Origin of the sequence: Peribacillus simplex (genome assembly GCF_900156045.1) — a bacterium.
Lineage (GTDB): Bacteria > Bacillota > Bacilli > Bacillales > DSM-1321 > Peribacillus > Peribacillus simplex_D.
The window spans coordinates 392,757-405,506 of the sequence record NZ_FTMX01000002.1; the positions used below are offsets into that span (position 1 = coordinate 392,757).

The window sequence follows — 12,750 nt, forward strand, 5'->3', positions numbered from 1 at the left end:
CACTGGATGTTATCTCTCAATCAACTCTGTCAAATAGTATTTGGTAATGGCAAGATATTCACGGGAATATGATTTCACCAGTGACACTTTTGGTGTTTTAGCCGGCATTCCCTTCATGTCCAAGCCTTCTTTTCTTGCTATTTCAACTGCCCGGTAGATATGAAAGTCATTGCTTACGATCAACCCTGAAGCTGCTGTATCAGGAATGAGTTCTTTTGAGAATACAATATTTTCGTGAGTTGTTGTAGATTTGTCTTCCATCATGATGCGCGCTTCTTCAATTCCCTGGGCGATTAGCCCCTGCTGCATTGCTTTCGCTTCCGAAATGTCTTCCCCCGGTCCTTTGCCGCCAGATACAATGACCACTGTATGTTTATTGGCCGTTAAATATTCTGCAGCTTTATCAATCCGGTATTGTAAGGATAATGATGGAACCGAACCTTTGACCCTTGCTCCAAGAATAATGAGGTAATCGGCATTTTCCGGAACTTGCTGGTGAATGCTTTCTTGAATTTTCATGTGTAAAAAACCAAAATACCCCAGTAATATAACAACACTCATTACCACTAATTTCATCGCCCTTTTCAAGGTTTTTCCCCGCTTCATTTTCCTTTCATTTAACATTATTCCCCACCGGCTCCTCTTTGGCCAAGATCGAAGAGCGCGAAATCATAAAAGACTTCCCGCTCTTCCAAAAATATTCAAACGACATTTTATTCTGCGACAATATCATCATATATCAATTTTCCAATTTTACTGATTACTTGACGGCTTTCTTCCTCTGATTTCATACCTTCAGTAAGAACTGCAGCATAAACAGTTTGTGTTTCTGAACGAATGATTGCACAATCATGGGAAACTCCACGAATTCCGCCCGTTTTGCTGGCGACTTTGACCCCTTTGCCCATCAGTGATGGAAGTTTATCCCTTAGTTGCTGATTGTCAAATACACGCAATATTTTTTCCTGGCTTTCTTTCGTTAAAAAGTTTCCTGTATGTATCGCTTTCAAGCAGGTAATCGTATCTTCCGCCGATATGGTATTGTCGAGCCCTTCTTTTAATGCCTTAAAATCCTGCATTTTTCGTTCAAGGATAGTATTTTTCAACCCGAGTTGCTTGATGCATTGATTAATTTCCTCAAATCCCAGCAGGTTCATCATCATATTTGTGGATGTATTGTCAGAAACAGTTATCATCAATGTCAATAAATCCTCTACAGTTAAAAATACCTTATTCGATAGGACATGCAGGACTCCAGATCCTCCTGTCACTTCATTAGGCGGGATGGTCACTGGTTGATTCAAATAGATTTTCTTTTGTTCACTTTGACGATAACCTTCGATGATCATCGGTATTTTGATAAGACTCGCTGATTGAAAAGATTCATTCTCGCGGTATCCAATCATGTCCCCATGACCATTTTCAATTTTATATGCGATTTTCCCTTTAAATGATTCAATTAATGCCAAGATATCATGTTCTATAGTTTGTAAGGTCATCTATTCCCCGTTCCTCCTTAGATATCATTTAAACCCCTATAAAAAACACCCTTATTCCCTAACTTATTCTACCATGTTAAAAGCAGTACAATCTTCTTCTAAATTCCAATTGAATAATTTTTTGCATAAAAAAGAGCCTTCATATCGAAAGCTCCGTTAATAACTATTATTCATCTAGATTTAATTGCCCTGCCCTTCACTAATGGGAATCGTTTCTTCTCGGTTGTATCCACCTGTGTGATTTCACCATCATGTATGGTTATTATCACGGATCCATATTGCAAATCTTACAAGCTTGAAATGATATGCCTGATTTTCAATTCTTCTTTCTTTTCCATAATATCTCCCCTTTACTACTGGTAATAAAGCTTCGTTTCATGCCAAATGTTTAAAGCGTTCGCACGAAAAGCAAACGTATGCTTCCCGCTTTCCATGTTTTCTTGAGGAACTTGGTTTACCTATCATATCCTCATCATTAATTTCCATATAAGAATAACCAGTTAATAGGAACTCCACATTCCCCTCCCCTCACTATAAAAAATAAAAGGCACCCACCATCTAACAGAATTAGATGTAAGGGTGCCTTTAGTTGACTAATCGGCAATATTCGGGAGTTGCATACATTATAGAAAAATACGATTCAAAACAAAACCGCATTATTCTTACCAATTAACTTGGTATTTACTAATATAATCCAATTTCTTTGTTTTGTCAATATGAATTATAATTTTCTGATTAGTCTGCGTTTTACATTTTACTTATTTACCACTTTACCAAACTAAACTATTTGAGATATACTATTTTAGTATAAGTTGTCGGTATAAACACACACTGTATTTAAGAAAGGTTCGATATAAATGGTAAATAAAAAATGGGGTTTATTGATTTTGACCACATTCGTTATTGGGAATATGGTCGGCGGCGGAATTTTCATGCTCCCTGCTCAATTAGCACAGGTATCCAGTCCATTAGGGGCCACATTGGCATGGATCGTTACTGGACTGGGAGTTTTTCTAATAGCTTTGGTGTTTGGGAACCTGGCAGTCCGGAAACCGGATTTGAAGGCTGGACCGCAAAGTTATGCTCAATCATTATTTAAATCCCCTTCTAAAGGAAGGGTTTCTGGGTATAGCATGGCTTGGGGCTATTGGGCTGCGAATTGGGCTGCGACAGCTTCTGTCATCATTTCATTTGCTGGTTACCTATCAACGTTTTTCCCGGTGATGCATAGTGCGAAAGTGATTTATACAGCTGGTTCGTTTCAACTTGAACTAGGTAAAGCATTAACGTTTGCGGTATGTTCCGTTGCCCTGTGGGGGATTCAGGCAATCTTGGTAAGAAGTTTTAACAGTGCTGGGAAAATGAATCTTTTTGCTACGGTGACCAAAGTGCTTGGATTCTTATTTTTCATCATTATCACAATATTCATCTTCGATACTTCCAATCTAGGGAACGGAGCTGAATTTTATGATAAGGCGGGATCTGCTGTCTCTTTAGGTGATCAAGTGAATGCTGCTGCAATATCAACATTATGGGCCTTCATCGGTATTGAAGCGGCCGTCATGCTTTCAAACCGGGCCAAGTCACAAAATGATGTAAAGAAAGCGACGATTCTTGGTTTACTTATCGCTGTTGCCATTTATATCGGCATTACTTTATTGACGATGGGTGCCATATCACAAGACGATTTGAAAATATCACAAAAACCGCTTGTTGACGCACTTCAAGCAGTAGTTGGTTCAAGCGGCACGTATTTAATGGCTGCTCTTGCCGTCATTTCCTTATTGGGATCTACAATCGGATGGATTGTCGTTGCATCAGAGGTTCCATACCAGGCAGCAAAATCGGATCTGTTTCCTGCCTATTTTGCAAAAGCGAACAAAAATGGCACACCCGTCCGTTCTATGACAATAACAAATATCATGACACAGATATTCTTATTCTCCACTATTTCGGGTACGATCTTGGAAGCTTATAAATTCTCGATGATCGTCGCTACACTCGCTTACTTGATCCCGTATCTTGCTTCGGTTCTGTATCAATTGAAATTAGTCATGACGGGGGAAACCTATGACATCATGAAAGGCTCAAGGGTACGTGATGGCATCATCACCATCCTGGCGTTAATTTACTCGATCTGGGTCATCAAGACCGGTACGGCTGATATGAATACATTCATACTTGGCATAGCCTTATATGTATTCGGAATCGTCCTATACCCACTATGGATGAGAAAAAAAGCATAACCTTAAACACCTTGGCATCCATAAGTGCCAAGGTGTTTTTTTATATATCTTTCATAATCAATGTAGTTTTCAGCTGAACCGTTTCCCCTGAGCATAACTCCCTCAATCCAGTCATTTTTGCAGACAAATCCAAATTAGGGGCATTCGTTACCCATGTATATGGTTCAGGACAGACGAACCCTTCCTGGTTGAACAATACCCAAAACTTAAAATGTTGATCGCCATGATAGATGACCTGTACGCCAGCTTCTTGGTCAGTGAGTATGCACTCGTTCTCCAGCGCTCTTTCCTCATCATAGCCAAATAGGTCATCAAATAGCCTGCCATCCAAGCTAATACCGTTTTGAATTTCCAATGGATTGGCCGTTTCATGAATTGCACCAGTGGGCAATGACCTTTCATTCAATTCCCAATGTTTATTGACAGGAAGAGATATTCTGCAATCCTCCAATTTACTCCCTGGTCCAAATGGAAAATTGAATACAGTGTGATAACCTGCTCCCCACGGAAAGGGTTCAATGCCCTTGTTGGTGATTTCCAATTGTATTTCCAATATTTCTGCCTTTAAAGAGAAAGACATATTCACAGTGATATCTTGCGGAAAGCTACCTTTTAGATCAAAATCGCTGCTTGAAAATTCAGTATTAATGATGATTGCATTCCCGTTCACCTCCTTTTTGCAGACCTGCCACGGCTTGTCATGCAAAAAACCATGAATATGATTGGATTTTTTCATTTCATTGATTGGAAACTTATACTCAGTCCCCTTATATGTAAATTGACCATCTTCAATTCGATTAGGAGGAAACAGGATTGGCATTCCATACAAAATGGGGGCTTTATTATACTCTTCCACACTTTCCGGAGTGCGCAGCAGCTCAATATCCTTATGCTTGTACTTCAACGAAAGCAGATTGCTTCCTAAAGATGGCGCAAGTATCGCTTCCACTTTTTCATTGCCGAACTTTATGGCCTTTTCATTTAAAAAAGTGATATCTTCAATATAACCTTTCACTTTTTCTCCTCCTTTGACTTGAACATATATCCATCCTACTTCCACGGACCATTTTTTGCAACAAATGGAAAATATATATTTCAGAGTCTGAAATAAGTGTTGGTAATCTGGATTTTACTTTGTTCGCTTCACTACTTTTCTATCTCTTTTATCCTTTTCCTCCGCAAAGAATCGAATTGTGCCATATTAAATATAAAAAGGATGCCGTTTACGGCATCCTTTTTTACTTATCTATTACTTTCACTTACTAAAGCCACTATGCCTTCTTCATCATCCAATACAAGTTCAATACCCGAGTATGGATCTTTATTCATATATTCATCCAGCCATAAGCGAAGCGCTTCTATCAAGTTGATGGTAATTAACACTTGTTTCCGGCCATCGACGAACGCTTCCGCCGAAAAGCCATAATCATCATCATACATTAACTCCACTTCTACCTCATTGGGTTGTACCTGCTTTTTACGGGCAATGTAAACACAAACCGCATTAATGATATCTTGTTCGGAAATCTTTAGCCTCTCCATGGGTTTGTATCCTCTTTCTTCTTCTTATCTTTGAAATATGTGAATATTTTACGGATTACAACGATCAATACAACGACCGCTAACACGTTGATTAATAGACCAAGTATAGAACCAAGCATTCCCATATTAGCGAATAGGCTACCAAAAAGCAAACCTGCCAGTCCACCTAGCATAAGTCCTTTCATTAAGCCGCCTTTTGCGAATGTGTTTCCAGTCTTGGCTTTATTGGCAGTAGTAGCATCGGATTTCTTCGTTTGTTTATTTTGGAAATTCGAATTATTATTGTTGTTGCTGTTAAAGCTTCTTTTTCCGGACTTGTAACCCCTTGCATCGACTGACTCCGTATGGTCTTGGAATACATAAGTGCCGACTGGCGAGAATGCTAGTGTAATCGTAAGTAATGCAGCCATTAATTTTTTCATCATGTTTTTTGCCTCCGTTTAATAGTATGGAATGTTGTTTCATTATATCTATACCCAGATTACTGAAAGTCCACATCACCTATCCTTGTTTAATCTTATAGTATTTACGTTTAATTTCAAAATAAGTTTCATTTTTTTTCGATTTTTTTTAAAAAAAAATAAGCAGGGGCATTTTTCCCCCTGCTTACTTAAAGAACGATTAGTTTACACGAACGACACGGCCGTTGAATTTATCTGCCCAATATCCGCTTGCCATATTGGCGATCGCAACACCTGTTGAACTTTGGGAACCGATAAATTTGCCGCCGCCGACATAAATACCGACATGACCATCAGTTTTGTAGGTATTGAAGAACACTAAATCTCCAGGTTGTTTTTGACTACTAGATACTTGACGTCCTGCACTTTTCAATGCATCCGTACTGGCTGGAAGGTTCACACCAGCTTGTTTATAAGCCCATGCAACGAATCCTGAACAATCGAAAAGACCGTTAGCGATATCGGATGCCGTTCTACCGCCACCAAATTTATATGTGGAGTTACCGATATATTTATAACCTGCTGTAATTGCAGAGCCTGTATTTGCACTGCTAGGCTTGCTTGATGTTTCAGTTTTACTGGCTGCAGGCTTACTAGCTGCTGCAGGTTTATCAGCAGAACTGTTTTCAGATGAATTTGATGATGATTCACCTTTAGACGAACTAGATGCTGACGATTCAGCTTTAGAAGAACTTGATGATTCTTTACTAGAAGAACTTGATGATCCTTCACTAGAAGCCTTTGAAGAATTCACTTCTTCAGCAGCACGGTCAAGATCTGCTTTTTCTGATGCTTTACGCTCTTCCTCTTTTTTGATATTTTCACGGATGGAGGCAATTTGTGCTTCTAAACCGGCATCTTTATTCTCTAAAGCTTGTTTTACGGCCTCTGTTTCCGATTCTTTCTCTTCAATCTTAGCCTTCATATTGACAGTTTCAGCTTTTTGATCTTTAATTTGAGATTGCATGCCTTTAAGCTCTACTTCCATATCCTTTAGGCTTTGCAATTTTTTCTCAACAGTCGCTTGTTTTTTTTCTAAGTCAGCTTTATCCGCTTCCTGTTCGCTAAGAATCTGTTGGTCAGCTTCCACGATAGTGGCTACCGCTCCAACACGATTAACGAATTCACCAAAGCTTTTAGAACCTAAAACAACTTCGAGGTACTCAACATCCCCGCCGCTCTCTTGGAAAGAACGCGCGCGCTCTTTCAAGACTTCCTCGCGTTTTGCGATTCTTTCTTCCAAAGCTTTAATTTCTTTCTTTAAAGAATCTATGTCTTTTTCGGTGTCTTTAATTTCTTGTTTAGTATCTTTGATTTTTTGGTCATTTTCTTTCATTGCCGATTCTATCTGGGCAATTTGGGCATTCATCTTCGTTTGTTCTTTTTTTAATTCCTGAATAACTTGTTCTGCCTCTGAAATATCTGATTGTATTCCAGTGCGTTGTGATTGAATATCCGAGATGGATTCAGCTTTTACAGATGGTATGGCAAAAGCGCTTCCTAAGCCAAGCATAATTGTCGTGTTCAATACGATAAGTTTTTTCTTCAAACTCATTTCCCCTGCTTTCCTCCCCTTGCATTTCCATCGACCCACTTCTTTTTCTCTATGAAAAATGATTAGTCAAAATAAATTGCTGGGAACTCTTCTCTATTTTTTTTACTCTTTATGTAATCTTCAAGGTTGTGATTATATTAAATACATTTCTTAAACTCTACTATGTTTTCATCTAAGTCGTAGTATATCATCAGATTTTGTCAAATGCGTAATAACAATATTACAATTATATTTCAATTTTAACATTAACCATAAAAATTCGACTTTTTCTCGTGATAAAACATCCAATATCTTACATAAAGTTCTTCTAATTTTGATGCAAGACTTTTTATCTAGTGTTTAGCTCCATGTGACCATAGACTATTGACGGGTAAAAACTCACCATTCCCTAATGCACGGAAGCCCTTTTGCAACAATTTGAAGCATATTTACCTTTCGTACAGGAAAATCCTGCTGTCAGCACCATTAAAAAAACAAAAAAACCGCTCTAAGCGGTTTTTCCGTCAATATTCGACCCATTCTTAAATCCCAGCCATAAAATCGACAAAAACTCTCAATTCTTTTGGACGGACATATACCCTTTCCCCTTTGCTTATTCCCAGATTCAAATATTGTTCTTTCGTCAGTTCGATTTCCAGCGGTTCGTTTGTATCCTGACGAATGACTTCAATCCGGACGATGGGGCCAATTGTATGGATATGGTCAATGATGGATGCAATCGAGTCCCTTTCCGATGGTTCTCTTTCTATGATAAAGTTATGATTCCTTACATAACCAGTGCCCATTCCATCTTCAATGTCCGGGGCATTCATTTCCACATTCCCAGTTACCAATTTCCCTTTATGGACGTTGCCCTTCAATAAATTGACACTGCCAAGAAAATCATAAACAAAGGGATTTTCAGGGTGATCATATACTTCTTCCGGAGTTCCAATCTGTTCAATTTTCCCTTCATTCATGATTACGACCCGATCGGCAACATCCATCGCCTCTTCTTGATCATGCGTCACGAACACACTTGTAACATTGAATTCATCGTGAAGCCTTCTTAGCCAACGCCGAAGTTCTTTGCGAACCTTGGCATCCAATGCCCCGAATGGTTCATCAAGCAAAAGGATATTCGGTTCAACCGCAAGTGCCCTTGCCAATGCGACACGCTGGCGCTGGCCGCCTGATAATTGGGATGGATAACGATCTTTATATCCTTCCAACTTGACAAGCTGAAGCAATTCGGTGACCTTTTGTTCAATAACGTTTTTACTGGGCCTTAATTTTCTAGGGCGGACCTTTAATCCATAGGCGATATTATCAAAAATCGTCATATTACGAAAAAGGGCATAATGCTGAAAGACGAAACCCACATTTCGATCTTTTACATGTTTATGCGTATAATTCTCTTCATTAAAGAGAATCTTCCCGTTTTCTGCTTGTTCAAGACCGGCGATGATACGCAGTAATGACGTTTTTCCCGATCCGGAAGGGCCGAGGAGGGCTACGAGTTCACCGCTCTTTATCTCCAAATTGATGTTTTGAAGTGCTTGATAGGACCCGTAATATTTTGTAACATTTTCAATGATGATACTCATTTCATTCCTCCTAACTAGCTTTGGTCGATTTAAAGTCCGTTTTCCATTCAATGAAACTTTTAATGATCAAGGTAATGATTGCAAAGATGGACATCAGGGATGCCACGGCAAAAGCAGCCGAAAATTGATATTCATTGTATAAGATTTCAATATGAAGCGGCATCGTGTTTGTCATGCCCCGAATATGGCCCGATACGACCGATACAGCTCCAAACTCCCCGATTGTCCTTGCATTACAAAGGATGACTCCATATAGTAGCCCCCATTTTATATTGGGAAGCGTCACATACCAAAATGTCTTAAACCCTCCAGCACCCAGCGTGAGCGAAGCCTCTTCTTCAGACGTCCCCTGACTTTGCATGAGCGGGATCAATTCGCGTGCAATGAATGGGAAGGTGATGAAAATGGAGGCGATGACAATCCCTGGTATTGAAAAAATCACTTTAATGTCAAAGGATTGCAGCAGTGGACCAAATGTTCCATGTAAGCCAAACAGAAGGACGAATATCAGCCCGGCAATGACGGGTGATACGGAAAAAGGCAAATCTATCAGTGTTATTAAGAAGTTTTTTCCCTTGAAATCATATTTTGTTATGGTCCACGCAGCCACAACCCCGAATATGGCATTAAGTGGCAAGGTGATGAGGACAACGATCAATGTTAACTTAATCGCAGCCAAGGAATCAGGATCGGCAATGGCGGCAAAATAAGCTTCTGCACCTTTTTCAAAAGCTTTTACAAAGATTGCGAATAATGGGACAACTAAAAACAAAGTCAAAAATAGCAATACAATGGAAATAAGGACCCATTGTATCGATTTAGGCTCTTTTGTTGCGTTTCTCGTAATGCTGACTGGGTGCTTCGTTTTAGCAACCACTGAATTACCATGTTCCATCATATCCCCTCCTACTTCCCTGAATATCTTTTGCCGGTCCACCATTGCAAGATATTGATGGTGAACAAAATTATAAATGTAATCATGAGCATGACGGCCGCAACAGCTGTTGCCCCTTCATAATCATATTGTTCAAGCTTTGTCATGATGATCAGCGGGGAAATCTCTGTTTTAAACGGCATATTTCCGGCAATGAAGACAACGGATCCATACTCTCCAAGTGCCCTCGCAAACGAAAGTGCAAAACCCGTCAATATCGCTGGAATCAATTCCGGGAAGATAATTTTAATGAATGTCTGCATTCGGTTCGCCCCTAAAGAAGCAGAAGCTTCTTCCATCCCTTTTTCGACATTTTCAAGCACCGGTTGGACCATCCGCACCACGAATGGAAGACCGATGAATATTAGGGCGATGATGATCCCGGCAGGAGTGAAAGCGATTTTAAATCCGAAAAATTGCCCGATCCATCCGTTCGGTGAGTACAAGGTGGTCAAAGTAATTCCTGCCACGGCAGTCGGGAGGGCAAAAGGCAAATCCACCAGTCCATCGATGATCCGTTTGCCGGGAAACTCATAACGAGTAAGCACCCAGGCAATTAACACACCAAAAACTGCGTTCACAAAGGCCGCAGTTAGCGCTGTCATGAAACTCAATTTATACGAAGCAACAACCCTCGGCTCAGTGATGGTCGCCCAAAAGTCGTGAAGCCCCATTGAAAATGTGTTTAGAAAAACCATGGACAACGGGATCAAAACGATGATGGAGAGATACAGCAACGTAAAACCCATCGTTAATCCAAAACCGGGTATGGTCCTCTTTTTCGTCTGTTTACCTTCTGTCACTATATTCATAGCTTCGCCTCAGCTCTTTTTCCGATTTATGAAGGAGAAGGTGATAAAGCCCTCTCCCCCTTCATGCTTATTACTGTTGATAAATCTCGTCAAATGTACCGCCATCATTAAAATGTGTTTCCTGGGCCTTTTTCCAACCGCCAAATGTATCTTCAACAGTCACCATATCGATTTTTGCAAATTGGTCTTCGTATTCAGCTAGAACCTTCTCATCCCTTGGACGATAGAAGTTTTTCGCGGCAATTTCCTGACCGGTCTCCGTATATAGGTATTTCAAGTAAGCTTCAGCCACTTCCTTTGTTCCTTTTTTCTCGACGACTTCATCAACAACAGCTACCGGTGGCTCTGCTAATATACTGATTGAAGGATTGACGATTTCATATTTGTCATCACCGAATTCTTCCAGTGTTAAATAGGCTTCATTCTCCCAAGCGATAAGTACGTCACCAATTCCCCTTTCTACAAAAGTGGTGGTTGCACCGCGGGCTCCTGAATCCAGGACTTCAACATTCTGATAAAGTTTTTTCATGAAATCCTTCACTTTTGTTTCGTCATTATCGAAATTCTTCTCCGCATAAGCCCAGGCAGCCAGATAATTCCACCTTGCCCCCCCGCTTGTCTTCGGATTTGGTGTTATGACGGATACATCCTTTTTAATAAGATCATCCCAATCTTTAATGCCTTTAGGGTTATCTTTTTTCACCAAAAACACAATCGTTGATGTGTATGGTGTCGAGTTTTCCGGTAAACGTTTTTGCCAATCCTTCGCTAATAGGTTACTAGCTTCATAAATGGCATCAATATCATAAGCCAATGCCAATGTAACGACATCCGCCTCCAATCCATCAATAACGGCCCTGCCCTGTTTACCAGATCCGCCATGTGATTGTTGAATCGTTACATCCTGACCGGATTCTTCTTTCCAATGCTTCACGAACGCTTCATTGAATTCCTGGTACAATTCCCGTGTCGGATCATATGAAACATTCAAAAGCTCGACTGACTTTGATGTCCCTTCCCCTTCCGTTTTTTCCGAGTTGCATCCAGCAAGTACACCGAAGGATAAAATCAAACTTGTCAATAACATCAACTTTTTCATGAGCTTCCCCCTTTTTATACAACAAAAAAGGCATGCTATTTCCATTCATTCATTAATTTAGGAGATAGTATGCCTTCAGTTCTCTGATCAGCAAATATTCTGATTTTTGTATATCCTTACCATAAAACAAAGTTTACATAGTTGTCAACTAGGTATTACATGTCCTTTTATATAAATTTATTTACGTATAGAAAGTTAAAGAACTTCCCAAACGAAAAGGACTCGTTCCTGAGAACGAGCCCTTTAATACCTGGCGAGCACTTATGAATTAGATGCTTTATGATACAGCTTATTATCCACGATATACTGATAACACTGATCAGGCAGTAAATATCTTGGTTCCCCGCCCATCGCGAATTCATCCCTTATATATGTAGAACTGATTTCCATGGAAAGACCTTTATCTATAAGGTGAAATGTATTCCCATCATCATAATTTCTTAGCAATGGACTTTTGGATATGATTTTCAGCATATCGATCCCATCCCTTGCCATGACGATGAATTTATGATTGGCAATCAATTTCTCCCTGAATTTCCATCGTAAGTGTACCGGTAAATCTTGATTATCAATATCTTCAAGTAAATCTGCACCCATTATGAAATAAACTTCGTCCTTTGGAAATCGCGATTTAAAATATTCCATCGTATACCAGGTATATTGTTTACTCGTTCCGGCGCGTTCATTGATTTCATAATCACTAACTTCGAATAGCGGATTGCCCCCTATTGCCAAATTTAGCATTTCCCAACGATGTTCATTGCTCGTTTTCATCTGTTTATCGATACGGCCATTTGCACAAGGCAAAAAAATCACCTTGTCTAGCTTAGCACGATGCGCAATGGTCGATGCTGTCCATAAATGCACATTCGTGACCGGATCGAAGGAAGATCCATAAACTCCAATTTTGCCCATCCTTATCTCCCCCCATCTGCCTTTCTTTTTCACACGGCCTGACCGGACATCCGTCCCCTGCTTCTAATGCAAGCGGCAATGCAGACAAATCGTACAGTCCA

Annotated in this window: 13 protein-coding genes; 1 reads left to right on the forward strand and 12 read right to left on the reverse strand. The window is 39.9% G+C overall.

The window, feature by feature from the left end; genetic code table 11:
• Positions 1 to 9: 9 nt before the first annotated feature.
• The 3 genes from BW986_RS08450 to BW986_RS08460 all read right to left on the reverse strand — a co-directional run bounded on the left by BW986_RS08450 (position 10) and on the right by BW986_RS08460 (position 1,783).
• Positions 10 to 624, reverse strand: a complete 615-nt coding sequence (locus tag BW986_RS08450; protein WP_076366979.1) for a YdcF family protein — start codon at positions 622 to 624, stop codon at positions 10 to 12.
• A gap of 89 nt (positions 625 to 713) precedes the next feature.
• Entirely contained in the window at positions 714 to 1,499 is a 786-nt protein-coding gene (locus tag BW986_RS08455; protein WP_076366981.1) for a serine hydrolase, read from the reverse strand.
• Positions 1,500 to 1,669: 170 nt separating this feature from the next.
• Complete coding sequence (locus BW986_RS08460) at positions 1,670 to 1,783, reverse strand: YezD family protein (RefSeq protein ID WP_260320798.1); 114 nt, start codon at positions 1,781 to 1,783, stop codon at positions 1,670 to 1,672.
• Positions 1,784 to 2,356: 573 nt separating this feature from the next.
• Here BW986_RS08460 and BW986_RS08465 point away from each other — a divergent pair.
• Positions 2,357 to 3,745, forward strand: a complete 1,389-nt coding sequence (locus tag BW986_RS08465) for an amino acid permease (protein WP_076366983.1) — start codon at positions 2,357 to 2,359, stop codon at positions 3,743 to 3,745.
• A gap of 40 nt (positions 3,746 to 3,785) precedes the next feature.
• Here the strand turns inward: BW986_RS08465 and BW986_RS08470 are convergent, their stop codons facing one another.
• The 9 genes from BW986_RS08470 to nadD all read right to left on the reverse strand — a co-directional run bounded on the left by BW986_RS08470 (position 3,786) and on the right by nadD (position 12,649).
• Positions 3,786 to 4,760 (reverse strand): aldose 1-epimerase, encoded by a 975-nt coding sequence (locus tag BW986_RS08470; protein WP_076366985.1) that lies wholly within the window; start codon positions 4,758 to 4,760, stop codon positions 3,786 to 3,788.
• 227 nt (positions 4,761 to 4,987) lie between these two features.
• The gene (locus BW986_RS08475; protein WP_076366987.1) at positions 4,988 to 5,287 is read right to left on the reverse strand and encodes a YxcD family protein; all 300 of its coding nucleotides are present in this window, start codon (positions 5,285 to 5,287) and stop codon (positions 4,988 to 4,990) included.
• Complete coding sequence (locus BW986_RS08480) at positions 5,275 to 5,709, reverse strand: hypothetical protein (RefSeq protein ID WP_076367941.1); 435 nt, start codon at positions 5,707 to 5,709, stop codon at positions 5,275 to 5,277. Before BW986_RS08480 ends, BW986_RS08475 begins: the two co-directional genes overlap by 13 nt.
• A gap of 199 nt (positions 5,710 to 5,908) precedes the next feature.
• Entirely contained in the window at positions 5,909 to 7,303 is a 1,395-nt protein-coding gene (locus BW986_RS08485) for a C40 family peptidase (RefSeq protein WP_311316534.1), read from the reverse strand.
• Positions 7,304 to 7,824: 521 nt separating this feature from the next.
• On the reverse strand, positions 7,825 to 8,889 hold the full coding sequence (locus tag BW986_RS08490; RefSeq protein ID WP_076366989.1) for a sulfate/molybdate ABC transporter ATP-binding protein: 1,065 nt from the start codon (positions 8,887 to 8,889) through the stop codon (positions 7,825 to 7,827).
• 10 nt (positions 8,890 to 8,899) lie between these two features.
• Positions 8,900 to 9,784 (reverse strand): sulfate ABC transporter permease subunit CysW, encoded by an 885-nt coding sequence (cysW, locus tag BW986_RS08495; RefSeq protein WP_142244573.1) that lies wholly within the window; start codon positions 9,782 to 9,784, stop codon positions 8,900 to 8,902.
• Between the two features lie 11 nt (positions 9,785 to 9,795).
• Entirely contained in the window at positions 9,796 to 10,635 is an 840-nt protein-coding gene (gene cysT / locus BW986_RS08500) for a sulfate ABC transporter permease subunit CysT (protein ID WP_076366993.1), read from the reverse strand.
• 70 nt (positions 10,636 to 10,705) lie between these two features.
• Positions 10,706 to 11,734, reverse strand: coding sequence for a sulfate ABC transporter substrate-binding protein (locus tag BW986_RS08505; RefSeq protein WP_081395549.1), 1,029 nt, complete (start codon positions 11,732 to 11,734; stop codon positions 10,706 to 10,708).
• A gap of 261 nt (positions 11,735 to 11,995) precedes the next feature.
• Positions 11,996 to 12,649 carry a nicotinate (nicotinamide) nucleotide adenylyltransferase gene (gene nadD / locus BW986_RS08510; protein ID WP_076366997.1) on the reverse strand — a complete coding sequence of 218 codons (654 nt, stop codon included), beginning with the start codon at positions 12,647 to 12,649 and terminating at the stop codon, positions 11,996 to 11,998.
• Positions 12,650 to 12,750: the final 101 nt, after the last annotated feature.